Origin of the sequence: Blastococcus sp. DSM 46786 (genome assembly GCF_900109665.1) — a bacterium.
Classification (GTDB): Bacteria; Actinomycetota; Actinomycetes; order Mycobacteriales; family Geodermatophilaceae; genus Blastococcus; species Blastococcus carthaginiensis.
The window spans coordinates 106984-130652 of sequence record NZ_FOAO01000013.1 but is presented as its reverse complement, the minus strand read 5'-3'; the positions used below and the strand labels follow the sequence as shown (position 1 = coordinate 130652).

Genomic DNA, 23669 nt, shown 5'->3' with positions numbered 1-23669 from the left:
GAACGTCACCGGCGCATGGGCCGCGCGTCCGGCCGGGTAGAGCCGCTCCATGGCTGCCCCGATCAGCGACGCCGTCGTCGTCGACGTCCTGCGCCGGCTCGACCGGCTGCTCACCCCCCTGGCCACCCGGCTGGGCCGGCCCCCGGAGCTGCCGCGCGCGGAGCGCGACGAGTGGTGGGCCGACCGGGTGTCCAAGGTGGCCGCCGGGGTGTCGGCGGCACCCCGCTTGGCGGGGAAGCTCGCCGACCTGCTGCCGCTGCAGAACACGGTCGGCACCGCGGTGCAGTCGCTCGTCGTCCTCGGCGTCGCAGGCGAGCACGGGGTCGAGGCGCCCGCCGAGCGGGTGTCGCTGCTCGCCCGGGTGCTGCTGCGCCGCGAGCTGGGCGCCGCGCAGGTCGAGCCGCTGCTCACCCGCACCAGGGGCACCTACGTGGAGGGCGCGCTCGGCCCGCGGGACGAGCGCCGCGGGGCCGCGGGTGCGGTGCGGACGCTGTGGCGCGCGGCCCGGCTGCTCAGCCGCATCGACGACGCGCTCGACGCCCGGCCGAAGGGGAAGCTGTTCGCCCGCGCCGTGTCGAACCTGCCGGTCGTCGGGGTCGCCGGCGGGTACGCGTCCGAGCGCGAGGGCCTGCGCCGCGCGGCCGCCCGCGCCGCCGACCTGCTGGAAGGAGTGGGGCCGGCCCGGTGACCGCTCAGCGGACGGCGGGTGCGCGTCCGGCCAGGTTGGCGAACACCTCGCGAGTCGCCGTGGAGCGGTTCATGGTGATGAAGTGGATGCCCGGCACGCCCTCGTCGAGCAGCCGGCGGCACAGGTCCGTGGCCACCTCGACGCCGAGGGCGCGGACCGCCGCCTTCTCCTCCGGCCGGTCGCCGTCCAGCGCCTCGAACCGCTCGGCCAGCTCGGCGGGGAACGCCTGACCGGACAGCTGGACGATCCGGGTGATCTGCCGGACGTTCGTGACCGGCATGACCCCGGCGATGACCGGCACCTCGCAGCCGCGCTCGACCACCCGGTCCCGCATGCGCAGGTAGTCCTCGGCCCGGAAGAACATCTGGGTGATGGCGAAATCGGCACCGGCGCGGCACTTGGCCACGAACATCTCGACGTCGGTGTCGAAGTCCGGCGAGCGCGGGTGCCGCTCGGGGAAGGCGGCCACCCCGACCGAGAAGTCGCCGATCGAGCGGATCAGCGCCACCAGCTCCGCGGCGTAGTCCAGCCCCTCGGGGTGGGCCACCCAGTCGGCCTGCGGATCGGCGCCCGGCGGGTCGCCGCGCAGCGCCATGATGTTGCGGACCCCGGCCGCGGCCAGCCGGCTGATCACGTGCCGCAGCTCCGCGACGCTGTGGTCGACCGCGGTCAGGTGCGCCAGCGGCGTCATCGTGGTGTCCGCCGCGATCCGCTCGGTCATCGCCACGGTGCCCTCGCGGGTGGAGCCACCGGCCCCGTAGGTCACCGAGACGAACGAGGGGTGCAGGCGCTCCAGCTGGCGCAGCGCCGTCCAGAGCTGCTCCTCCCCCGCCGGCGTCTTCGGCGGGAAGAACTCGAACGACCACGTCGGGTGCCCGGTGGCCAGGAGCTCGCGGACGGTGGGTGTCACGGCATCCGAGGGTACGGGCGGGGCGGCCCCGCGCCCGCAGCCGTCCCCCGGGAAGGGGCGCGCAGGTGCATCCAGACCGGGCCGCGGCGAGGAAGAGGCCGTGTCCCGGACGACGGAGCGACGGAGGAACGATGCAGCCGACCACCTCGGCCGCCCTGCTGGCGGGGCGGCACCCCGCCGGGTTGGGCGATACTGACCACATGATCGCCGGGGCGCAGCAGCGCGAGACCGCCCGCCTCGCTCCCCCGCTGTCGGTCGCCGACCTCGACCGGGTGCGGGCCGCGGTCGCCGAGGCGCTCACCGATTTCCTGGACCAGCAGCGCGCCACGCTCGCCGCGATGGACGCCAGCCTGGTGCCGGTCGTCGACGAGGTGCGCGCCGTCGCCGAGGGAGGCAAGAAGCTGCGCCCCTCCTTCGCCTACTGGGGCTGGCGCGGGGCGCGCGGCCAGGGCCCGGGCGCCGGGGAGGACGAGGAGGCCGTGCTCCGCGCGGTCGCCGCCCTGGAGTTCGTGCACGCCAGCGCGCTGGTGCACGACGACGTGATGGACGCCGCCGGCACCCGGCGCGGCCGCCCCAGCACGCACGTCGGGTTCGCCGACCGGCACACCGGCTCCGGGTTCTCCGGCGACCAGGAGCTCTTCGGCGTCGGCGCGGCGATCCTCGTCGGCGACCTGGCGCTGGTCTGGTCCGACGAGCTGCTGCGCTGCTCGGGCATCTCCGAGGCGGCGCTGGGCCGCGCCCGCGCCGTCTGGGACACCATGCGCACCGAGGTCACCGCCGGCCAGTACCTGGACCTGCTGCGCGCCGCCGGCGGGCTGCCGGGCCCCGACGGCGCCCTCACCGTCGCCCGCTACAAGAGCGCGGGGTACACCGTCCAGCGGCCGCTGCAGCTGGGCGTGGCGATCGCCGGCGCCGGGCCGCGGGTCGTCGAGGCCTGCACCGCCATCGGGTTGCCCTTGGGCGAGGCGTTCCAGCTGCGCGACGACCTCCTCGGCGTCTTCGGCGACCCGGAGGTCACCGGGAAGTCCGCCGACGACGACCTGCGCGAGGGCAAGCAGACCCTGCTGGTCGCCCTGGCCGCGGAGGCGGCCGACGGCGCGGGGCGCACGCTGCTCGACGAGCTGCTGGGCAACCCCGAGGCCGGGCACGAGGAGTTCGAGGCGCTGCGCGCGCTGCTGGTGAGCACCGGCGCCCGCGACCGGGTCGAGGAGCGCATCGCCCTCGGCGCCGCACGGGCCCGCGAGGCGATCGCCGAGGCGCCGCTGGCCGACGACGCCCGCAAGGCGCTGGACGCGCTCGCGGTCGCCGCGACGTCGCGCACCGCCTGATGGTCCGCACCGTCCCCGGGCGCACCGACCGCGTCGTCGTCGTCGGCGCGGGGCTCGCCGGCCTGGCCACCGCGCTGCGGCTGCGCGGGGCCGGCCGCGAGGTCACCGTCGTCGAGCGCGCCGGCGGCCCCGGCGGGCGGGCCGGGCGCATCGAGCGCGACGGCTACGCGCTGGACACCGGGCCGTCGGTCTTCACCGCGCCGGAGGTCGTCGCCGAGACCCTCGCCGCCGTCGGTGAGCGGCTGGAGGACCGGCTGGAGCTGCGCCGGCTGGAGACCGGCTACCGGGCGCAGTTCGCCGACGGCACGCACCTGGACGTGCACGCCGACCCGGAGGCGTTCGCCGCCGAGGTGGCCGCGCTGTGCGGGCCGGGCGAGGCCGAGGCGCTGCGGCGCTACCTCGCCGACCTCGCCGACCTCTACCGCCTGCAGCTCACCACGTTCATCGACCGCAACCTGGACTCGCCGCTGGACCTGCTCGGGCCCGAGCTGATGACGCTCGCCCGGCGCGGCGGGTTCGGCCGGCTGTCGACGCACGTGGGCAGGTACTTCGCCGACGACCGGCTGCGCCGGCTGTTCAGCTTCCAGGCGCTCTACGCCGGGGTCTCCCCCTTCCGCGCCATCGCCGCGTACGCGGTGATCGCTCAGCTCGACATCGGCGCCGGCGTGTGGCACCCGGTCGGCGGCATCGGGGCGGTGCCGCGGGCGCTGGCCGCCGCCGCGGCCGACGCGGGCGTCACCTTCCGGTACGGCACCGCCGTCGACGAGCTCGAGCTCCGCGGCGACCGCGTCAGCGGGGTGGTCCTGGACGGCGACGAGCGGCTGCCCGCGGACGCCGTCGTCGTCACCACCGACGCCCCGCACGCGCTGGTGCCGGGGCTTCGCGGACCCCGCCGCCCGGTCTACTCACCCTCCTGCGTCGCGCTGCACCTCGGGGTGCGGGCGGAGCTGCCCGACCAGGCGCACCACACGATCAGCTTCGGGCACTCCTGGCGGCAGGTGTTCGACGAGCTGACCCGGGACGGCCGCCCCATGAGCGACCCCAGCCTGCTGATCAGCATGCCCTCGCGCAGCGACCGGTCGCTGGCCCCGGACTCCGCGGACGGGAAGCACTGCCAGGTGCTGAGCGTCGTCGCCCCCACCCCGAACCTGGACCGGCGCAGCGGCGGCAACCCGGATCTCGACTGGGCGACCCTCGGGCCGCGCTACCGGGAGGAGCTGCTGGCCGTGCTGGAGACCCGCGGCCTCACCGGCGTCTCCGGGGCGATCGAGGTGGAGCACATGGACACCCCGGCCACCTGGGCGGCGCAGGGCATGGCCGCCGGCACTCCCTTCGCGCTGGCGCACACCTTCGGCCAGACCGGTCCGTTTCGCCCCGCCACGCTGCCGCGCCGCGGCCCGGAGAACGTGGTGCTGGCCGGGTCGTCGGTGCAGCCGGGGGTCGGCGTCCCCATGGTGCTGATCAGCGGCCGGCTGGCCGCCGAGCGGATCACCGGACCGGTGGCGCGGTGAGCCTGCAGCCCCCCGGCACCCAGGCCGCCCGGCAGGCGCAGCTGGCCGCCGCCTACCGGCGCTGCGCCGCCATCGCCGCCGAGCACGGCAAGAGCTACCACCTGGCCACCCGGCTGCTCACGCCCGAGCGGCGGCCGGCGGTGCACGCCCTCTACGCCGCGGCGCGGGTCGCCGACGACTTCGTCGACCACCCCGGCGCCGACCCGGCCGGTGACCTGATGACCTGGTCGAAGGCGCTGCTCACCGAGCTCGGGACGGGCTGGTCGGACGACCCCGTGCGGCTGGCCCTGGTGCACACCTACCGCCGCTACGCGATCCCCGTCGAGCACCTGGTCGACTTCCTGGCCGCCATGACCAGCGACCTCGACGTCACCGGTTACGCCGACCTCGACGCGCTGGACCGCTACATGTGGGGCTCGGCGTCGGTGATCGGGCTGCAGGTGCTGCCGGTGCTCGGCACCGCTCCGGGGGTGACCCGGGAGGAGGCGGCGCCGCACGCCATCGCCCTCGGGGAGGCGTTCCAGCTGACCAACTTCCTGCGCGACGTCGGCGAGGACGTCGACCGGGGCCGGGTCTACCTGCCCGCCGACCTCATGGCCGCGCACGGGGTGACCCGCGAGCAGCTGGCGGCCAAGCGCTTCGACGCGGGCTTCCGCGAGCTGATGCGCGAGATGGTGGCGATCGTGCGCCGCCGCTACGACGACGCCGCGCCCGGCACCCCGATGCTCGCGCCGGAGTCGCGCGACTGCGTGCGCGCCGCGACCGACCTCTACGGCGGCATCCTCACCGAGATCGAGCGGGCGGACTACCGGGTGCTCGACCGGCGGGTGTCGGTGTCCAGGCCGCGGCGCCTGGCGGTGTTCGCCCGCCGGTTGACCGCAGCCCAGCTGGCCAGGGTGAGGGTGACCATGGCGAAGCCGAAGAGCAGGTCCTCCACCGGCGCGTAGGCGATGCGCGGCCCCCAGATGGTGGCCGGGTCGTAGGTCACCACGTCCAGCCCGGTGAGGACGCCGTTCATCAGCAACTGGAAGGTCACGATGATCGCGTAGGCCACCCAGAACACCGGCCGGGTGACCATCCGGGTGCGGTAGACCGCCAGGTCCACCACGAGGACGGCGATCACCGCGGTCACCGCCAGGGCGCTGTAGCTCACCTCGCCTCCGCCTCCTCGGCGGGATAGCCCGCGTCCCAGCCGGTCACCTTCCGCACCGCCTCCAGCGCCAGCACCGAGCACAGCGGGACGACGAGGAAGAACAGGATCTCCTCCACCGGGATCCCGCCGGGCAGCCGGACGCCGACGGTGCGCTCGGCCGAGTAGTCCCAGTGGCCCTGCGCGATGGCGTAGAGCACCCAGCTGACGAAGACGACGAACTCCGGCAGGACGGCGAGCAGCAGCCGCCGCCAACGGGCGTACACGCGCACGCCCAGCACCAGCTCCAGCGGCGCGGTCACCACCAGGCAGCCGGCCAGCAGGCCCAGGTACGTCAGCTGCTCCACGGGTCGGCCTTCCGTTCCCGCGCCGCCCCCGGATGCACCCGGCTCAGAACGCCAGCGCCTGGGCCCGGCGGGTGACCTCGGTGTGCCGGTCGTCGCGCAGCGCCTGCACCGGGGTGCCGGGCAGCGACTCGTCCTCGCGGAAGAGCCAGTCGAAGGCGTCCTCGTCGCTGAACCCGCCGTCGCGCAGGACGGTCAGCAGCCCAGGCAGGTGCTTGAGGACCGCGCCGTCCTGCACGAACGCGGCGGGGATCTTGCCGTTCCCGCTGCCGGGGACGGCCATCAGCTTCCGGTCGCGCAGCAGCTGCCGGACCCGGTTGGGCGAGGTGCCCAGCAGCTGGGCGACCTCCGCGGGGGTGAGCGTGTCCATAGAGTGTCAGCCTATGGCGAGCGGCGGACCAGCGAGCAGCCCGGTACCGGGGACGAGCGGGCGGGACGAGGCGGCCGAGGTCGCCGAGGAGCCCCGCGCGGAACCGCCCTTCGTGGACTTCGCGGAGCTGGAGGCCCGCTCGCGGCAGCTGCTCACCGCACCGGTGTACGACTACTACGCCGGCGGCGCCGAGAGCGAGACGACGATGCGCGAGGCCACGGCCGCCTGGCGGGCGTGGCGGCTGCGGCCGCGGGTGCTGCGCGGCACCACGACCGCCGCGCTCGGCACCGAGCTGCTGGGCAGCCCGGTGCGCACCCCGATCGGCATCGCCCCCTGGGCCTACCAGGCCATGGCGCACCCCGACGGTGAGCTCGCCACCGCCCGGGCCGCCGCCGCCACCGGCGCCCTGATGACCGTGTCCACCAGCGCGAACCACAGCCTGGAGGAGGTCGCCGCCGTCGCGCCCGCGAGCCCGAAGTGGTTCCAGCTCTACCGGCTGCACTCCGAGCGGCACACCGACGACCTCGCCCGCCGCGCCGGGGACGCCGGCTACCGGGCGCTGGTCCTCACCGTCGACGTCCCGCTGCTCGGGCGCCGCCGCCGCGACCTGCGGCACGACTTCGTGCACCGCGCCGGCGTGCGGATGGCGAACCGGCCGCCGGAGGGCGAGGAGCCGACGCTGGACGGCCTGGCCACCGGCACCTGGACCTTCGACGAGATCGCCCGCTTCGGCGAGCTGTCCGGGTTGCCCGTGGTGGTGAAGGGGGTGCTCCGGGGCGACGACGCCATCCGCTGCGTGCAGGCCGGCGCCGCCGCCGTCTGGGTCACCACGCACGGGGGCCGGCAGGTGGACCCGGCGATCAGCAGCGCGCAGGCGCTCCCCGAGGTGGTCGAGGCCGTGGGCGAGGAGGTCGAGGTCTACGCCGACGGCGGCATCCGGTCGGGCTCGGACGCGCTGACCGCGCTCGCCCTCGGCGCGTCGGCGGTCTTCCTCGGCCGACCGGTCGTGTGGGGGCTCGCCACCGGCGGCGAAGCGGGCGTGACCCGGGTCCTCGCCGGGCTCACCGAGGAGCTCGAGCACACGATGGTGCTGTGCGGGCTGGACGACGTCCGGTCGGTGCCCGCCGACACCGTGGTGGCGGCGCGATAACCTCTCCGAGGGCCGTGACTGGCGCGTCGAGGTGGACCACCACCGGGGAGCGGCCCGCACCACCGTCGCCGTGCGCCTGGGCACCTCACCGTCGTCCTGCGCAGGAGCCCCCATGACCGCAGCCCGCACCACCCACTCCTTCGACGGCGCCGCCGCCTCGGCCGCCTACCGCAGCGCCCTGGAGGTCATCGGGGCCGTCGAGCCCCGGGTCGCCGACGCGATCAGCCAGGAGCTCACCGACCAGCGCGGCTCGCTGAAGCTGATCGCCAGCGAGAACTACGCCAGCCCCGCCGTGCTGCTCACCATGGGCAACTGGTTCAGCGACAAGTACGCCGAGGGCACGGTCGGGCACCGCTTCTACGCCGGCTGCCAGAACGTCGACACCGTCGAGGCGCTCGCCGCCGAGCACGCCCGCGAGCTGTTCGGCGCGCCCTACGCCTACGTCCAGCCGCACTCGGGCATCGACGCCAACCTGGTCGCCTTCTGGGCCGTGCTCGCGCAGCGGGTGGAGCTGCCCGCCCTGCAGCAGGCCGGCGCCCGCCACGTCAACGACCTCACCGACGCCGACTGGGCGACGCTGCGCCGCGCGCTGGGCGACCAGCGGATGCTCGGCATGTCGCTGGACGCCGGCGGCCACCTCACCCACGGCTTCCGGCCCAACATCAGCGGCAAGATGTTCGAGCAGTCCTCCTACGGCACCGACCCCGCCACCGGGCTGCTCGACTACGCCGCGGTCCGCGCCCGGGCGCGCGAGTTCCGGCCGCTGGTCCTCGTGGCCGGCTACTCGGCCTACCCGCGGCGGGTGGACTTCGCGGCGATGCGCGAGATCGCCGACGAGGTGGGCGCCACGCTCGTCGTCGACATGGCGCACTTCGCCGGCCTGGTCGCCGGCAAGGTGCTGACCGGCGACTTCGACCCGGTGCCGCACGCGCACATCGTCACCAGCACCAGCCACAAGTCCCTGCGCGGCCCGCGCGGCGGCTTCGTGCTCGCGCAGCCGGAGTTCGCCGACGCCGTCGACCGCGGGTGCCCGATGGTGCTCGGCGGCCCCCTCCCCCACGTCATGGCCGCCAAGGCGGTGGCGTTCGCCGAGGCCCGGCGTCCCGAGTTCGCGGGCTACGCGCAGGCGGTGGCCGACAACGCGCAGGGCCTGGCCGAGGGGCTGACCAGGCGCGGCGCCCGGCTGGTCACCGGCGGCACCGACAACCACCTGGTGCTCGTCGACGTCACCGGGTTCGGGCTCACCGGCCGCCAGGCGGAGTCCGCGCTGCTGGACGCCGGCATCGTCACCAACCGCAACGCCGTCCCGGCCGACGCGAACGGGGCCTGGTACACCTCCGGCATCCGGCTGGGCACCCCGGCGCTCACCAGCCGCGGCTTCGGCTCGGGAGAGTTCGACCGGACGGCGGAGCTGATCGTCGACGTGCTGTCCGCCACCACGCCGACCGCCACGCGCGACGGCGGCGCGTCGCGGGCGAAGTACGTCGTCGCCGACGGGGTCGCCGAGCGCACCCGCGCGGCCGCCGCCGAACTGCTGGCGGCGCACCCCCTGTACCCGGGCCTCGACCTCGCCTAAGCCGCACCTCCCGTGGCGCGCAGGTCCGCGGCGGGTCACGGGAGGGTGGCCGGGGTGATGTGCCGCACCCCGACCACGCGTCACAGGCGCCCCGGTGATCCCCCTCGCCGCGTCGTGGAGCGACCAGCGCCCTCGTCGCTCCTACACTCGGCCGTGTGGACACCGCCGTGACCGACCCCGTGGTCGGCCTCGTTCTCGAGGGGCGCTACCGCCTCGAGGAGCGGGTGGCGCGGGGCGGCATGTCCACCGTCTACGCGGCCACCGACCTCCGGCTGCACAAGACCGTCGCCGTCAAGGTGATGGCCGAGCACCTGGCGCACGACCCGACGTTCGTCGACCGGTTCACCCGCGAGGCGCGCGCGGCGGCGATGCTCAGCCACCCGAACGTCGTCGGCGTCAGCGACCAGGGCAGCGACCAGGGGCTGGTCTTCCTGGTCATGGAGCTGGTGCGCGGCCGCACGCTGCGCGACCTGCTCAGCGCCCGCGGCCGGCTCACCGTCGCCGAGTCGTTCGCCGTCCTGGAGCCGGTGCTCGCCGGGCTGACCGCCGCGCACCGCGCCGGGATCGTGCACCGCGACATCAAGCCGGAGAACGTGCTGATCGGCGTCGACGGCGTGGTGAAGGTGGCCGACTTCGGCCTCGCGCGCGCCGTCGTCGGCACCGGGCAGACCAGCCAGACCGGCGGGGTGCTGATCGGCACCGTCGCCTACCTCTCCCCCGAGCAGCTCGAGCGCGGTCGCGCCGATGCCCGCAGCGACATCTACGCCGCGGGCATCGTGCTCTACGAGATGCTCACCGGGCACCCGCCCTTCGGCGGCGACACCCCGCTGGCGGTCGCCTACCAGCACGTGCACCACGACGTCCCCGCGCCGTCCGCCGAGGTCCCCGGCCTGCCGTGGCAGGTCGACGAGCTGGTGGCCCGCACCACCCGGCGCGACCCCGCCGGCCGGCCCCTGGACGCCGGGGCGTTCCTCGCCGAGCTGAACGACGTCCGCACCGACCTCGGCATCGAGCCGGTCCCCGTGCCGACCGGGCAGAGCGCCGGGCCCGGCACGCTGCGGCCGACCAACCGGCCGACCCGCCCCCGCCCCGGCCACCCGAGCAACCCCGGCACCGCGGTGCTCGCCGACCGCGGTGCGCGGTCGGGTCGCACCAGCACGCTGCCGGGCATGGGTGCCGGGCCCACCACCGACGTGCACGGCCGCCGGCCCGCTCCCGGCCGGCCGCGCCCCGGCGTCCCCGACCACGTCCGCCGGCGCCGCGCCCGGCTGCTGATCGCCGTCGTCCTGCTCATGGCCGTGACGGTGGGTGCCGTCGGCTGGTGGCTGGGCTCCGGCCGCTGGACCGATGTCCCCGCGCTGACCGGCAAGCAGGAGAGCGCGGCCATCGACCTGCTGCAGGACGCCGGCCTCGACCCCGACCCGGTGGTCCAGGAGTGGAGCGAGGAGGTGCCCGCGGGCGTCGTGATCTCCACCGATCCCGCGACGGGTGAGGTCATCCGGGGCACCGACGTCCGCGTCGTCGTCTCGAAGGGCCCCGAGCGCTACACGGTGCCACCGGAGCTCGTCGGCCTGCCCGTCGACGAGGTGGAGGCGCGCCTGCAGGCGGACCTGCCGATCCAGATCACCCGCGGCGAGGCCTTCGACGACCAGGTGCCCCCGGGCCACGTGGTCGCCTTCGACCCGGCCGCCGGCACCGCGCTCAAGCGCGACCAGGTGGTGACCGTCGTGGTCAGCCAGGGCCGGGCGCCGGTCGCCGTCCCCGACGTGACCGGGCAGACCCCCGAGCAGGCGACGTCGAACCTGGAGGCCCTGGGCTTCGTCGTCGAGCGCATCGAGGACGGGCGCAGCGACCAGGTCGACCAGGGCGAGGTCATGGCCGTCGAGCCGGGCCCCGCGGCCGGTCCGGTCGCCTACGGCAGCACCGTGCGCATCCAGGTCTCCGCCGGCGTCCCGCTGGTCACCGTCCCCGACGTCGTCGGCCTGGGCGGCGACGAGGCCGCGTCGATCCTGCAGCAGGCGGGTCTCGAGGTGGAGGCCACCCGCTTCTTCGGCAACCGGGTGCTGCGGCAGAGCCCCGCCGCCGGCGAGACGGTCGAGCGCGGCACCTCCGTCACCATCCTGCTCAGCTTCGGGTAGGTCCGTGCCGAACACCTCCGCCGTGCCGCCGATCGGCGCGCACATCCAGATCAAGGGCGGCCTGGCCAAGGGCGGTCTCCCCTACACCGACGCCGTCGGCGCCCGGGCCGTGCAGGTGTTCGTCGGCAACCCGCGCGGCTGGCGGCTCACCGACGGCGACCCGCGGCAGGACGCCCTGTTCACCGCCGGGTGCGCCGAGCGCGGGGTCCCGTCGTTCATCCACACCCCGTTCCTGGTCAACGTCGGCTCCCCCACCGAGGCGACCGTGGCGCAGTCGATCGCCTCGATCGCGCACAACCTGCGGCGCGGGGCGCAGCTGGGGTGCCAGGGGGTGGTCGTGCACGCCGGCTCCGCGGTGGGCGAGGACCGCTACGAGCCGGCGCTGCGCCAGCTGCACGAGCAGCTGCTGCCGGTGCTGGAGGCCGCCGACCCGGACGGGCCGCGGCTGCTCGTCGAGCCCACGGCCGGTGGCGGCAAGGCGCTGGCCGCCACGGTCGAGGACCTGGGCCCGTACTTCGCGGCGCTGGAGCACCACCCGCTGCTCGGCGTCTGCTTCGACACCTGCCACGCCTGGGCCGCCGGGCACGACCTCGCCGCACCCGGCGGGATGTCGGCGACCCTCGATGCGCTCGAGGCGACCGTCGGCCCCGGCCGGCTGGGCCTGGTGCACGTGAACGACTCGCTCGACACCTGCGGGTCCCGGCGCGACCGGCACACGACCATCGGGGAGGGGCTGATCGGCTCCGGCGCGTACGGCACCGGCCCGTTCGCCGAGCTGGTGCGGCACCGCACGACCGCGGGGGTGCCCATGGTCGTGGAGACGCCGAGCGTGCGGGACGGCGACCCGTGCGGTGGCCACGCCCGCGACATCAAGCTGCTGAACGCGTTGATCGGCGACTGACCGCTCCACCGCCGCGACGCCCGGGGCGTGAGGTGACCACCCACGGGTTGTGAGCCGGCGCAGCCCCGGGCGATGTCCCTGCAGCGGACGTTCGCCCGGCCGGGATGTCCGTCTGCGGGACACCGCTCGGCACGCCACGGCGCGGTGCGGAATGCCGGCGCGCCCCGGCGCACGACGTCAGCGGTCGAGCAGCTCCGCGAGGACGTCGGCGGCGCGCTCGACGGCGGCCCGGTCGACATCCAGGTGCGTGACCAGCCGGATGCGGGAGGCGCTGACCTGGCTCACCAGCACACCCCGGGCCTTCGCGGCCTCGGCGACCAGCGGTGCCTCGATGCCCTCGAGCACCACCATGTTCGTCTCCACCGTCGCCGGGTCCACCCCCAGCCGCTTCGCCAGCAGCCGTGCGTGCTCGTGGTCCTCACCCAGCCGCGGGAGGTGGTGGTCGAGGGCGTACAGGCAGGCCGCGGCCAGCACGCCGACCTGGCGCATCCCGCCGCCGAGCCGCTTCCGCCAGAGCCGCGCGGTCGCGATCCGCTCCGCCGACGCCACCAGCACCGAGCCGACCGGCGTCCCGAGGCCCTTGGAGAAGCACACCGACGCGGTGTCGGCCAGCCCGCCGTAGGTGGACAGCGGGACACCCGAGGAGGCGTGCGCGTTCCAGATCCGGGCCCCGTCGAGGTGGACGGCGACGTCGGCCTGCCGCGACCAGTCCCACAGCGCCTGCAGCTGGTCCAGCGGCTGCACCAGGCCTCCGCCGCGGTTGTGCGAGTTCTCCACCGCGATCGCCGCCGTCGCGGTCAGGTGCCAGTTGTCCTTCGGCCGCACCTGCTCGGTCAACTGCCCGGCGTCCAGCCGGCCACCGGAGGAGACGACGGTGCGCGTCGAGATCCCGAAGATCGCCGCCGCGGCGCCCATCTCGTAGGTGACGACGTGCGCGTCGGCGTCGCAGAGGACCTCCTGCCCCGGCTCGCAGACCAGGCGCATGCCGATCTGGTTGCCCATCGTCCCGGACGGCACGAAGAGCGCGGCCTCGTGGCCGAACAGCGCCGCGGTCCGCTCCTCCAGGGCACGGACGGTGGGGTCCTCGACGTAGACGTCGTCCCCCACCTCGGCCTCGGCCATGGCCCGGCGCATCCCGGCGGTGGGCCGGGTGACGGTGTCCGACCGCAGGTCGATCAGCTCAGCCACGCAGCATCTCCGCCACCAGGAACGCCAGCTCGAGCGACTGGCCGGTGTTCAGCCGGGGATCGCAGGCGGTCTCGTACCGGCTGTCGAGGTCCGCGTCGCTGATCTCCATCGCGCCGCCGAGGCACTCGGTGACGTCCTCACCGGTCAGCTCGACGTGGATGCCGCCCGGCCAGGTGCCCAGCGCCCGGTGCACGTCGAAGAAGCCGAGCACCTCGTCGACGACGCGGTCGAAGTGGCGCGTCTTGTAGCCGGTCGGGGACTCGTGGGTGTTGCCGTGCATCGGGTCGCACTGCCACACGACCTGGTGGCCGCTCGCGGTCACCTTCTCCACGATGCCCGGCAGCACGTCGCGGATCTTCCCGTTGCCCATGCGGCTGATCAGCGTCAGCTTGCCGGGGACGCCGTCGGGGTCCAGCCGCTCGACGAGCTCGGTGGCCTGCTCCGGCGTCGTCGTCGGCCCGATCTTCACGCCGATGGGGTTGGCGAGCTTCGACACGAACTCGATGTGCGCGCCGTCCATCTGGCGGGTGCGCTCCCCCACCCACACGAAGTGGGCGGAGAGCGCGTACGGGCGGCCCTCGTGCATGCGCAGCAGCGCCCGCTCGTAGTCGAGGATCAGCGCCTCGTGCGAGTTGAACAGCTCCACCCCGCGCAGCGCGTCGGAGTCGATGCCGCAGGCGCGCATGAACGCCAGCGCGCGGTCGATCTCCCGGGCGATGACCTCGTACCGCACCCCGGCCGGGGAGTTGGCGACGAAGTCGCGGTTCCAGTCGTGGACGGCGTGCAGGTCGGCCAGGCCGCCGCGGGCGTAGGCCCGGATCATGTTCATGGCGGCGGCGGAGTTCGCGTAGGCCCGCACCAGCCGGTTCGGGTCGGGGATCCGCTTCTCGAGCACCGGCTCCAGCGAGTTGACCATGTCGCCGCGGTAGGACGGCAGGCCGAGGGCGTCGGTGTCCGACGAGCGCGGCTTGGCGTACTGGCCGGCCACCCGGCCGACCTTCACCACGGGCACGCTCGCGCCGTAGGTGAGGACGACGGCCATCTGCAGCATGGTGCGCGTGGTGGCCTGCAGGTGCGGCTCGGTGTTGAGGTCGAAGGTCTCGGCGCAGTCACCGCCCTGGAGCAGGAACGCCTTGCCCTGGGCGACGTCGGCCAGCTGCGCGCGCAGCGTGTCGACCTCGCTGGGCGCGACGATCGGCGGCACCGTGGACAGGGTCTCCAGCACCGCGTCCAGGGCGGCCCGGTCGGGCCACCGCGGCTGCTGGGCGGCGGGCAGCTCCCGCCACCGGTCCAGACCGGGGGCCAGCTCGGCAGGTTCGGGGAGGCTCACGGGTGCCAGCCTACGGCGCGCCTCCGCCGGTCCCGGAACGATCTACCGCGGTCGGTCCCCGATCGGTGGGAGCACCCGGCGCTCCTCCCCACGACCCGCACGCCCGCCGCCGGACCCGGGAGCGGGCCGGGGACGCCGGTGCGTCAGCCGAAGAAGACCTCGGCCTCGGCGTAGCGCTCCGCCGGCACGAGCTTCAGCCGTGCGGTGGCGGTGGCCAGCGGGACCCGCACGATGTCGGTGCCGCGCAGCGCGACCATGACGCCCGCCTCCCCGTCGTGCACCGCCTCGAGGGCCGCCAGCCCGAAGCGGGTGGCCAGCACGCGGTCGAAGGGCGAGGGCGTGCCGCCGCGCTGCAGGTGCCCCAGGACGACCGCGCGCGACTCCCGGCCGGTCCGCTCCTCGAGCAGGGCGGCCAGCGCCGGGCCGATCCCGCCGAGGCGGACGTGCCCGAACGCGTCCGCCTGCCCGGCCGACACGGTCAGGGCGCCGTCGGCGGCCTGCGCGCCCTCGGAGACGACGACGATCGGCGAGAAGCCCGTGTCGAAGCGGTGCTGCACGTGCGCGACGACGGCGTCGACGTCGAACGGGTGCTCGGGGATCAGGATGACGTTCGCCCCGCCGGCCATGCCCGCGTGCAGCGCGATCCACCCGGCGTGGCGGCCCATGACCTCGACGACCAGCGTGCGGTGGTGGCTGTCCCCGGTGGTGTGCAACCGGTCGATCGCCTCCGTCGCCACGCCCACCGCGGTGTCGAAGCCGAACGTGTAATCGGTGGCGTCCAGGTCGTTGTCGATGGTCTTGGGCACCCCGACCACGCGCACCCCCCGCTCGGCCAGGCGGGTGGCGACGCCGAGGGTGTCCTCCCCGCCGATGGGGACCAGCGCGTCGATGCCGAACCGGTCGAGGCAGGACAGCACCCGCTCGGGGCCGTCGTCCAGCGCGTAGGGGTTGGTGCGCGAGGTGCCGAGGACGGTGCCGCCGCGGGGCAGGATCCCGCGCACCGCCGCCAGGTCCAGCGGTACGGCGTCGCCGTCCAGGAGACCCCGCCAGCCGTCGCGGAAGCCGACCACCTCGTCGCCGTCGTGCCCGACGCCCTTGCGGACCACGGCGCGGATGACCGCGTTGAGGCCGGGGCAGTCGCCGCCCCCGGTCAGGATGCCGATGCGCATGCGTTCCTCCGCGGGAGCGACCGGGCGGCACCCGGGTTGTGCCGCACATGATGCCGCAGGTCACCGCCTCGTCCAGCCCTTCGCGCACGGTCGCCGTCACCGGCACCCCGGAGGGGCCGGCGGCCGTCGCGCCGATGACAGCGGGGGTCCTCCGCAGCACGCGGAGGTGACGAACCATCCGCTCCGGTACCGGATCGACCCGGGAGTGCCGATTGCGTCGGGGACGGCGGCTCCCTGCCGCCGCGAGCGACCTGGAAGGCCGAACATGCGCTGGACGAACCTGCCCTCCTGGGTGGTTCCCTCGAACACGGGCATCCGCACCAAGGTGGTGGCGCTGGCCGTCGCCAGTGTCGCCGTGACCGGCGTGGCCATGGGCGGTGTCAGCGCCTGGCAGAGCAGCCGCTTCGCCGACGACGCCGCGCGGGACATGGACGCCCTCGTCGAGGAGAACATCAGCCGCGCCGCCCGGGGCGCCTACGACCTCGTCGCCACCCAGGGCGCGTCGACGGCGATGAAGGTCGACTACGACCTCAACGCGGCGCGGTACGTGCTGCAGCAGTCCGGGGGCTTCGCCATCGACGGCTCCGGCCGCAACCCGGTCACCTGGGACGCCAAGAACCAGATGAACGGCGAGGTCACCCCGGTGGCCCTGCCCCGCGTGCTGGTCGGCGGCGAGTGGCTGGGCCAGAACACCGACATGGCCGTCCGGACCCCGGTCGTCGACGACATCATGTCGATGGTCGGCGCCACCGTGACGCTCTTCCAGAAGACGCCCGAGGGCAACTTCCTGCGCGTCGCGACGAACGTGCAGGCCGCCTCCGGTTCCCGCGCCATCGGCACCTACATCCCGGCCGTCAACCCCGACGGGAAGCCCAACCCGGTCGCCGCCGCGGTGAGCAGCGGTCAGACCTACCGCGGCAACGCGTTCGTCGTCGACTCGTGGCTGGTCTCGGCCTACGAGCCGATCCTCGGCCCCGCCGGTGACGTGGTCGGCGTGCTCTACGTCGGCGTGAAGCAGACGAACCTGCCCGCTCTGCGCCAGGGCCTCGAGTCCACGACCATCGGCGAGAACGGCCACATCGAGGTCTACGGCGGCACCGGCGACCGCGCCGGCACCGTCCTGGTGAGCCCGGACGGGGCGCAGGACGGCGAGCAGCTGATCGACACCACGGACGCCGAGGGCGCCCCCTACGTGCAGCAGATCGTCGACGCCGCCCTCCCGCTGCAGGACGGGGAGCAGGCGACGGTGCGCTACGTCGACCCCGCGGAGGGCCCGACGACGGCCCGCGTCTCCTACTACGCGCCGTGGGACTGGGTGATCACCGCCGTCACCCGCGACGCCGACTTCGCCGGTGCCACGGACGCGCTGGCCGAGGGCCGCACGTCGATGGTCTGGGCGATGGTGCTCGCCGCGCTCGCGATCGCCGTCGTGGGCGGGCTGATCGCGCTGTGGGTCGGCCGCCGGCTCACCCAGCCGCTGACGCGCCTGCGCGACCGCATGGCCGAGATCGCCGACGGGGAGGGCGACCTGACCCAGCGGATGGACGACTCCCGCGACGACGAGGTCGGGCAGCTCTCCGGCGCGTTCAACCGGTTCGTCGACAAGGTGGCCGGCACGGTGCGCGACATCCACCGCTGCGCCCAGGAGGTCGCGTCGTCCGCCGCCGGGGTGTCGGCCGTGGCCGACGGGCTGGCGCACCGCGCCTCCCGCAGCCGCGACCAGGCCCAGGGGGCGCACGGCGTCGCGTCGGAGATCAGCAGCAGCGTCTCGTCGGCCGCCGCCGGCGCCGAGGAGATGGGGGCCTCGATCACCGAGATCGCCCGCAGCGCCGCCGAGGCGGCGGAGGTCGGCCGTCAGGCGGCCTCGCTCGCGGAGGCGACCGAGACGACGATCGCCGCGCTCGGGGCGAGCTCTGCGGAGATCGGCGACGTCGTGAAGGTCATCTCCGGCGTGGCCGAGCAGACCAACCTGCTCGCGCTCAACGCCACCATCGAGGCGGCCCGCGCCGGCGATGCGGGCAAGGGCTTCGCCGTCGTCGCCAACGAGGTCAAGGACCTCGCCCAGGAGGCGGCGAAGGCCAGCGAGGAGATCGCCCAGCGGGTCCAGGGAATCCAGTCCGAGACCACGGAGGCGGTCCGGTCCATCTCGCGCATCGCCGAGGTGGTCCGGGCGATCAACGACCACCAGACGACGATCGCCAGCGCCGTCGAGGAGCAGACGGCGACCACCCGCGAGCTCAGCCGCAGCGTCGCCACCGCCGCGGAGGGCGCCGGCGCCGTCACCACCACCCTCACCTCGGTGAGCAGGGACGCCGACGACAGCGCCTCGGACGTCGAGCGGGCGCGCTCGGCGGCGCAGGAGCTCGACGGGCTGTCCAAGGAGCTCAACCGGCTGCTGGGGGCCTTCACCGTATGAGGACCCCGCTGCCCCCCACGCTTCGCAGGCTCAGCGCGGGGCCCTGCAGCGGGGCCGCGACCGAGGCCGTCCGCGGGATCAGCCGCGGGCGGCCTCGATCGCCTTCCAGCGCGCCAGGTTGAAGCGGGCGTCGACCAGCGCGTCGTGCGTGCCCTGCGGCTTGGGCGGCAGCGGCGGCTGCCCGCGGTCGTCCCAGCGCTGGCGCAGCTCCCGGGTGAAGCGCGGGATCGGGCGCGGGAGCGCCGGCATCGCGCCCCACAGCTGGCAGAGCGCCACGTGGTCGTAGGCGGCGATCCACGCCCACAGCTCGATCTCCTCCCCCGGCGCGGTGAGGAAGGAGAGCAGGTCCTCGCGGATCCGCTCCCGGCTCCGCCAGGCCCGGTCCGCCGGCGGGGGCAGTTGGTCGAGGACGTTCCGGCGCACCCACGGGATCGCCCGGTCCGGGTCGAACTCCGTGCTGACCGCGTAGAACTCCCGGCCGGTCTCGTCCACGACGCCGATGGAGACGAGGTCGATGGTGGTGCCGTCCTCGATGAACTCGGTGTCGTAGAAGAAGCGCCGCACGGCGTCCACCGTAGGCGGCGGCACCCGGAGGACCGGTCGACGGCCGGCCCGCCGTTCAGAGGTGCGTGGCCGGCGCCCGGTCGCGGTCGCCGTACTCCTTCTGCGCGACCGCGGCCCGGCGCCAGTCGAGCCAGTGCATGACGGGGCCGGCGGCGAGGCCGTGGACGACCACGGAGCCGACGACGACGAGCACCGTCGTCGCCCAGAGCTCCTCGGCGCCGGGGACGTCGGCCTCGCTGAGCCCGTAGGCCATGTAGTAGAGGGAGCCGATCCCCCGGACGCCGAAGAAACCGATCACCCAGCGCTCCCGGCGTCCGGTGGGGCTGCCCCACAGCGCCAGCGCGCCGACGGCCGGCCGGATCACCAGCAGGAGCAACACCGCGAGCAGGACGTGCTCCCAGCCGACCTCCGCAAGGATGCCCCGGGCCACCGCCCCGCCCACCAGCAGCAGGACGACGACGGTGAGCAGCCGCTCGAGCTGCTCGACGTGCGCGTGCAGCACCCGGTGGCGGCCGTGCGCACGCTCGGCCGCGCGCACGGTGCAGGCGCACGCGAAGACCGCGATGAAGCCGTAGCCCTCGATCAGCTCGGCGACGCCGTAGGCCAGGAAGATGCCGGTGAGGGCCACGAAGGCCTCCGCACGCTCGGCCAGGTGGACCCGCTCCGCGACACGGGAGAAGAACAGGACGCGCAGCAGCCAGCCGACGGCGATCCCGGCCGTGACACCGGCGGTGACCCGCCACAGCAGGTCGACGGCGACCCACTCCCCCAGCCAGCCGGCCGGCGCGGCCCCGGCGGCCGCGATCGCGATCGCGGCGTAGGTGAACGGGAAGGCCAGGCCGTCGTTGAGCCCGGCCTCGGAGGTGAGGGCGAACCGGGTCTCGTCCTCGCTCTCGTCGTCGTCGGTGGGCTCGCCCACCTGGACCTCGGTCGCCAGGACCGGGTCGGTCGGTGCCAGCGCCGCCCCCAGGAGGACCGCCGCCGCGGCGCCCAGCCCCAGCAGCCACCCGCCCAGGAGGGCGACCCCCGCCACGGTGAGGGGCATCGTCACCGCGAGCAGCCGCCAGGTCGACCCCCACCGCCGGAGCCCGATCCGCCGGTCCAGCGCCAGCCCCGCGCCCATGAGCGAGACGATGACCACCAGCTCGGTCAGGTGCACGGCGGTGGTCCCGTGCCGGATCGGGTCCGGCGAGGGCAGCTCGTCGAACAGCGCGAAGGCCGCGATCCCGGCACCGGTGAAGACCATCGGCATCGACCCCGGCGCCCGGTCGAGCAGCCGGGGCAGCAGCGCCGCCAGCAGGGTCGCGACGCCCGCGGCCGCGTAGAGGAGCCCTACCTGCACGGCTCAGGGGGGCGGGGGTCTCGTGCGGTCACCGCTCCATCCTCCCCGGCCCCGGCGGCGCCGGCCCGGCGGCCCGGTCAGGTGGCCGGTCCGCCCCTGCGCCGCGCACCGAGCGAGTGGGTGCCGAACTCGCGGCCGTCCAGCGCCGCGATGTCCCGCTCCAGCTGCGGCACCCGCTTCGCCGCGACCACCGTCGCCAGCTTCTCGGCGACGACGCCGGTGACCAGCTGGCGCAGCGCGGCCACGGTGCCCACCGAGCGCGGCACGAACACCCGGCGGCGCCGGGTCTCCAGGTTCTCCACCAGCGCCTCGGCGCAGGCCTCCACCGACGTGTACGCGCCCAGCGGCCCCGGCAGCTGCCGGCGGGTGGCGGCGAAGGTCGGCAGCGCGGCCTCGGTGTCGCGCACCAGGTCGGTGTCGATCCACGTGGGGTGGGCGCTGGCCACGGTGACGCCGCGGTGCGCGACCTCCAGCCGCAACGCGTCGCCGAAGCGCTCGACCCCGGCCTTCGACGCGCAGTAGGCGCTCATCCCGGGGAGGACGGTGAACGCCGCCGCGGAGCTGACCAGCAGCACGTGCCCCCGCCGCTGCGCGATCTCCGGCAGGGCGGCGTGCGCGGTCAGCATCGTCCCGATGAGGTTGACCTCGATGGTGCGGGCCAGCGCGTGGGCGGAGCTCGTCATCACCGTGGTGAGCGGCGCGATCCCGGCGTTGGCGACGACGACGTCCAGCCCGCCGAAGGTGTCCACCGTCCGCCGCACGGCCGCGGCCAGCGCGTCGGCGTCGGTGACGTCGGCCTCGACCCACAGGTGCTCGGGCCCCAGCTCGTCGGCGATCCGCGCCAGCTCCTCCGGCTCCAGGCCGACGAGGGCGACCCGTGCGCCGCGTGCGGCCGCCTTGCGGGCCAGCGCGGCGCCGATGCCCCGCGCGGCGCCGGTGATCAGGACCGACTTCCCGGCCAGGGGGGTGCGCGTGCGGTGTCCAGACGCCATGGGGCTGCTCCTCGGCTCGTCGCGCTCGTGTTGAGCACTGCTCAACGACTGTTGTAGCGTGTTGACCGTTGCTCAGCAAGCCGAGGGAAGGAGCCGACCGAGGTGACCAGCACGACGCGGACGCACGCCACTCCCTCCCCCGGCGCGGGCGCAGCCGCCCCGCGCGAGGTGCGGGTGGCCGTCATCGGGTCCGGCTTCGCCGGCCTGGCCATGGGGATCACGCTGCGGCAGCGCGGCGAGACCGACTTCGTCCTCCTGGAGCGGGCGGAGGACGTCGGGGGGACCTGGCGCGACAACACGTACCCGGGCGCCGCGTGCGACGTGCAGTCGCACCTGTACTCCTACTCCTTCGCGCCGAACCCCGACTGGCCGCGGTCGTACTCCGAGCAGCCGGAGATCCAGGCCTACCTGCAGGCCACCGCGGACCGGTACGGCGTGCGGGCGCACTGCGTCTTCGGGGCCGAGGTGACCGCCGCCCGGTGGGACGACGACGCGCGCCGCTGGCAGGTGTGGACCACCGCCGGCGAGTTCCGGGCCCAGGTGCTCGTCTCCGCCGCGGGCGCGCTCGCCGACCCGACCTACCCCGACATCCCGGGCCTGGACACCTTCGAGGGCACCGTCATGCACTCGGCCCGCTGGGACTCCTCGCACGACGTCAGCGGGAGGAAGGTCGCCGTCATCGGCACCGGCGCCTCGGCCGTCCAGATCGTGCCGGCCATCCAGCCGCAGGTGGAGAGCATCGCGGTCTACCAGCGCACCCCCGCCTGGGTGATCCCCCGCACCGACCACCCGGTGAAGCCGTGGGCCCGCCGGCTGTACCGCCTGGTCCCCGGCCTGCAGCGCGCCCTCCGCGGCGTGCTCTACGCATCCCGCGAGTTCCTCGTGATCGGCCTGGCCAAGCGGCGGGCGTTCCTGAAGCCCGTCGGCCGGCTGGCGCGCGCCCACCTGCACCGGCAGGTCCGGGACCCGAGGCTCCGCGCGGCGCTGACACCGGACTACACCATCGGGTGCAAGCGGATCCTCATCAGCAACGACTGGTTCCCCGCCGTCTCCGCCCCCAACGCCGAGCTCGTGACCGCCGGCATCGCCGAGATCCGGCCGCGCTCGATCGTCACCCGGGACGGCGTCGAGCGGCCCACCGACACCCTGGTGCTGGCCACCGGCTTCCACGTGACCGACCTGCCGATCGCCGAGCGGATCCGCGGCCGCGACGCCCGGGCCCTGGCCGAGGTGTGGGCCGGCGGCATGGTGAGCAACCGGAGCACCACCGTCGCCGGCTTCCCCAACCTGTTCCTGCTGGTCGGCCCCAACGTCGGCGTCGGGCACACGTCGATGGTCTACATGATCGAGTCGCAGGTGGCCTACGTCGACGACGCGCTGCGCACCATGGCGGCCGAGGGCCTGGCCGTCCTCGAGACCACGCCGCGGGCCCAGGAGGCCTACCGCGAGCTGATCGCGCGGAAGTCGCAGGGCACCGTGTGGCTCGGCGGCGGCTGCGCCAGCTGGTACCTCGACGAGCACGGCCACAACACCACGCTGTGGCCGGACTTCACCTTCCGGTTCCGGAAGCTCACCCGTGCCCTGGACCGGGAGAACTACGTCGGGATCCCGGCCGGGGCGCCGGTCCGCGAGCAGGGGGAGGCGGCGTGACCGGCACGCTGATCCGTACCGTCCGCAAGCGCACCGCGGCGGTTCCCACCACCGACGGCGCGCGGCTGCACGCCACCGTCGAGGGCGCCGAGGACGCGCCGGTGACCGTCGTCCTCGCTCACGGGTGGACGCTGTCGCAGGCCGCCTGGGACGACGTCGCCGGGCTGCTGGCCGACCGGGTGGCCGATGGCGCGCTGCGCCTGGTGCGCTACGACCAGCGCGGCCACGGCCGCTCCACCTGGTCCTCCCCCACCCACCCCGAGTCCGGGCTCAGCATCGACCGGCTCGGCGCCGACCTGGCCGGCGTGCTCGACCAGCTCGTGCCCACCGGCCCCGTCGTCCTCGGTGGGCACTCGATGGGCGGCATGACGATCATGTGCCTGTCCGCCACGCGGCCCGAGCTGTTCGGTGACCGGGTGCGCGGTGTCGCGCTGGTGTCGACGTCGGCCGGCGACCTGGCCTCCGACCCGCGCTCGGCCGGCGGTCGCATGGCCCGGATCCGCCCCGGGGTGCTCACCGCGGCCCTGACCGGCGCCGGGCTGCTCGAACGGCTGCGCGGGCTGGTGCCGCCGACCCACCCGCGGCACCGCACGGTGGTGCGGGACCTGCTCTACGGCGCCGACGCCACCGACGAGATGGTCCTGGAGGGTGCGCGGATCATGCACGCGTCCAGCCTCCGCGCCTTCATCGAGTTCCTGCCCGCCCTCGGCGACCACGACAAGCGGACGCAGCTCGACGCGCTCACGCGGGTCCCCGTCGAGATCTTCGTCGGCGACAGCGACAAGCTCACCCCGGAGCGGCACAGCGCGCACCTCGCCGAGGCGCTGCCCGCGGCCCGCCTCCACCGGGTGGAGCGCACCGGCCACATGCTGCCCCAGGAGCGCCCGGAGCTCGTCGTCGACGGTGTGCTGCGCCTGGTGGCTGGTGCCACCGGCCGGGACGTCGCGTGACC

The 23669-nt window shown here is 75.0% G+C and carries 20 protein-coding genes, 1 pseudogene and 1 riboswitch; of the genes and pseudogenes, 11 read left to right on the top strand and 10 right to left on the bottom strand.

What is annotated here, in order from left to right:
• Positions 1-49: 49 nt before the first annotated feature.
• The gene (locus BMW62_RS13495; RefSeq protein WP_091931369.1) at positions 50-688 is read left to right on the top strand and encodes a hypothetical protein; all 639 of its coding nucleotides are present in this window, start codon (positions 50-52) and stop codon (positions 686-688) included.
• Positions 689-692: 4 nt separating this feature from the next.
• Here the strand turns inward: BMW62_RS13495 and metF are convergent, their stop codons facing one another.
• Complete coding sequence (metF, locus tag BMW62_RS13490; RefSeq protein WP_091931368.1) at positions 693-1598, bottom strand: methylenetetrahydrofolate reductase [NAD(P)H]; 906 nt, start codon at positions 1596-1598, stop codon at positions 693-695.
• Between the two features lie 131 nt (positions 1599-1729).
• On the opposite strand from metF, the gene BMW62_RS13485 reads away from it, so the two are divergent.
• From BMW62_RS13485 to BMW62_RS13475, 3 genes are read left to right on the top strand one after another with little or no spacing between them, the layout of a single operon-like run.
• A complete protein-coding gene (locus BMW62_RS13485; RefSeq protein WP_244524028.1) occupies positions 1730-2926 on the top strand; it encodes a polyprenyl synthetase family protein in 1197 nt (398 codons plus the stop codon).
• Positions 2926-4437 (top strand): phytoene desaturase family protein, encoded by a 1512-nt coding sequence (gene crtI / locus BMW62_RS13480; protein WP_091931367.1) that lies wholly within the window; start codon positions 2926-2928, stop codon positions 4435-4437. The genes BMW62_RS13485 and crtI overlap by 1 nt, the downstream gene beginning before the upstream one ends.
• Positions 4434-5384, top strand: coding sequence for a phytoene/squalene synthase family protein (locus tag BMW62_RS13475; RefSeq protein WP_211435116.1), 951 nt, complete (start codon positions 4434-4436; stop codon positions 5382-5384). The genes crtI and BMW62_RS13475 overlap by 4 nt, the downstream gene beginning before the upstream one ends.
• Here BMW62_RS13475 and BMW62_RS23230 read toward each other — a convergent pair.
• The 3 genes and pseudogenes from BMW62_RS23230 to BMW62_RS13460 all read right to left on the bottom strand — a co-directional run.
• A pseudogene (locus BMW62_RS23230) lies at positions 5381-5542 on the bottom strand (lycopene cyclase domain-containing protein); the annotation flags it as partial. The gene BMW62_RS13475 and the pseudogene BMW62_RS23230 sit on opposite strands and share 4 nt — an antisense overlap.
• A gap of 44 nt (positions 5543-5586) precedes the next feature.
• Complete coding sequence (locus BMW62_RS13465) at positions 5587-5934, bottom strand: lycopene cyclase domain-containing protein (RefSeq protein WP_091931365.1); 348 nt, start codon at positions 5932-5934, stop codon at positions 5587-5589.
• 43 nt (positions 5935-5977) lie between these two features.
• The gene (locus tag BMW62_RS13460) at positions 5978-6301 is read right to left on the bottom strand and encodes an Rv2175c family DNA-binding protein (RefSeq protein WP_091931364.1); all 324 of its coding nucleotides are present in this window, start codon (positions 6299-6301) and stop codon (positions 5978-5980) included.
• A 13-nt stretch (positions 6302-6314) separates the two neighbouring features.
• Between BMW62_RS13460 and BMW62_RS13455 the strand changes: the two genes are divergently transcribed.
• The 4 genes from BMW62_RS13455 to BMW62_RS13440 all read left to right on the top strand — a co-directional run bounded on the left by BMW62_RS13455 (position 6315) and on the right by BMW62_RS13440 (position 12066).
• Entirely contained in the window at positions 6315-7451 is a 1137-nt protein-coding gene (locus BMW62_RS13455) for an alpha-hydroxy acid oxidase (RefSeq protein ID WP_091931363.1), read from the top strand.
• Between the two features lie 4 nt (positions 7452-7455).
• A riboswitch (ZMP/ZTP riboswitch) is annotated at positions 7456-7540 on the top strand.
• Between the two features lie 23 nt (positions 7541-7563).
• The gene (locus BMW62_RS13450) at positions 7564-9027 is read left to right on the top strand and encodes a glycine hydroxymethyltransferase (protein WP_091931362.1); all 1464 of its coding nucleotides are present in this window, start codon (positions 7564-7566) and stop codon (positions 9025-9027) included.
• Positions 9028-9182: 155 nt separating this feature from the next.
• A complete protein-coding gene (gene pknB, locus BMW62_RS13445; protein WP_091931361.1) occupies positions 9183-11165 on the top strand; it encodes a Stk1 family PASTA domain-containing Ser/Thr kinase in 1983 nt (660 codons plus the stop codon).
• 4 nt (positions 11166-11169) lie between these two features.
• The gene (locus BMW62_RS13440) at positions 11170-12066 is read left to right on the top strand and encodes a deoxyribonuclease IV (protein WP_244524027.1); all 897 of its coding nucleotides are present in this window, start codon (positions 11170-11172) and stop codon (positions 12064-12066) included.
• A gap of 177 nt (positions 12067-12243) precedes the next feature.
• Here BMW62_RS13440 and BMW62_RS13435 read toward each other — a convergent pair whose 3' ends face one another.
• The 3 genes from BMW62_RS13435 to BMW62_RS13425 form a co-directional block, all read right to left on the bottom strand.
• Positions 12244-13254 carry a threonine aldolase family protein gene (locus BMW62_RS13435; RefSeq protein ID WP_091931360.1) on the bottom strand — a complete coding sequence of 337 codons (1011 nt, stop codon included), beginning with the start codon at positions 13252-13254 and terminating at the stop codon, positions 12244-12246.
• Positions 13247-14584 carry a class II 3-deoxy-7-phosphoheptulonate synthase gene (locus BMW62_RS13430; protein WP_091931359.1) on the bottom strand — a complete coding sequence of 446 codons (1338 nt, stop codon included), beginning with the start codon at positions 14582-14584 and terminating at the stop codon, positions 13247-13249. Before BMW62_RS13430 ends, BMW62_RS13435 begins: the two co-directional genes overlap by 8 nt.
• Positions 14585-14727: 143 nt before the next feature.
• Positions 14728-15753, bottom strand: a complete 1026-nt coding sequence (locus BMW62_RS13425; RefSeq protein WP_091931358.1) for an ATP-dependent 6-phosphofructokinase — start codon at positions 15751-15753, stop codon at positions 14728-14730.
• A 265-nt stretch (positions 15754-16018) separates the two neighbouring features.
• On the opposite strand from BMW62_RS13425, the gene BMW62_RS13420 reads away from it, so the two are divergent.
• Complete coding sequence (locus BMW62_RS13420) at positions 16019-18169, top strand: methyl-accepting chemotaxis protein (protein ID WP_091931357.1); 2151 nt, start codon at positions 16019-16021, stop codon at positions 18167-18169.
• Between the two features lie 78 nt (positions 18170-18247).
• Here the strand turns inward: BMW62_RS13420 and BMW62_RS13415 are convergent, their stop codons facing one another.
• The 3 genes from BMW62_RS13415 to BMW62_RS13405 form a co-directional block, all read right to left on the bottom strand.
• Entirely contained in the window at positions 18248-18733 is a 486-nt protein-coding gene (locus BMW62_RS13415; RefSeq protein WP_091931400.1) for a polyadenylate-specific 3'-exoribonuclease AS, read from the bottom strand.
• Between the two features lie 55 nt (positions 18734-18788).
• Positions 18789-20075: a cation:proton antiporter domain-containing protein gene (locus tag BMW62_RS13410; protein WP_091931356.1), complete on the bottom strand. Its 1287-nt coding sequence runs from the start codon at positions 20073-20075 to the stop codon at positions 18789-18791.
• Positions 20076-20152: 77 nt separating this feature from the next.
• Positions 20153-21067, bottom strand: a complete 915-nt coding sequence (locus tag BMW62_RS13405; RefSeq protein ID WP_091931355.1) for an SDR family oxidoreductase — start codon at positions 21065-21067, stop codon at positions 20153-20155.
• A gap of 102 nt (positions 21068-21169) precedes the next feature.
• Between BMW62_RS13405 and BMW62_RS13400 the strand changes: the two genes are divergently transcribed.
• Positions 21170-22717 carry a flavin-containing monooxygenase gene (locus BMW62_RS13400; protein WP_244524026.1) on the top strand — a complete coding sequence of 516 codons (1548 nt, stop codon included), beginning with the start codon at positions 21170-21172 and terminating at the stop codon, positions 22715-22717.
• Complete coding sequence (locus tag BMW62_RS13395) at positions 22714-23667, top strand: alpha/beta fold hydrolase (protein WP_170852368.1); 954 nt, start codon at positions 22714-22716, stop codon at positions 23665-23667. Before BMW62_RS13400 ends, BMW62_RS13395 begins: the two co-directional genes overlap by 4 nt.
• Positions 23668-23669 lie beyond the last annotated feature (2 nt).

What these genes read in the sequence shown, in the direction of transcription:
- BMW62_RS13495 (WP_091931369.1), top strand. Translation starts at nt 50, where the DNA reads ATGGCTGCCCCGATCAGCGACGCCGTCGTCGTCGACGTCCTGCGCCGG.
- BMW62_RS13455 (WP_091931363.1), top strand. Translation starts at nt 6,315, where the DNA reads ATGGCGAGCGGCGGACCAGCGAGCAGCCCGGTACCGGGGACGAGCGGG.
- BMW62_RS13425 (WP_091931358.1), bottom strand. Translation starts at nt 15,753, where the DNA reads ATGCGCATCGGCATCCTGACCGGGGGCGGCGACTGCCCCGGCCTCAAC.
- BMW62_RS13450 (WP_091931362.1), top strand. Translation starts at nt 7,564, where the DNA reads ATGACCGCAGCCCGCACCACCCACTCCTTCGACGGCGCCGCCGCCTCG.
- BMW62_RS13420 (WP_091931357.1), top strand. Translation starts at nt 16,019, where the DNA reads ATGCGCTGGACGAACCTGCCCTCCTGGGTGGTTCCCTCGAACACGGGC.
- crtI (WP_091931367.1), top strand. Translation starts at nt 2,926, where the DNA reads ATGGTCCGCACCGTCCCCGGGCGCACCGACCGCGTCGTCGTCGTCGGC.
- BMW62_RS13485 (WP_244524028.1), top strand. Translation starts at nt 1,730, where the DNA reads ATGCAGCCGACCACCTCGGCCGCCCTGCTGGCGGGGCGGCACCCCGCC.
- BMW62_RS13405 (WP_091931355.1), bottom strand. Translation starts at nt 21,067, where the DNA reads ATGGCGTCTGGACACCGCACGCGCACCCCCCTGGCCGGGAAGTCGGTC.
- BMW62_RS13460 (WP_091931364.1), bottom strand. Translation starts at nt 6,301, where the DNA reads ATGGACACGCTCACCCCCGCGGAGGTCGCCCAGCTGCTGGGCACCTCG.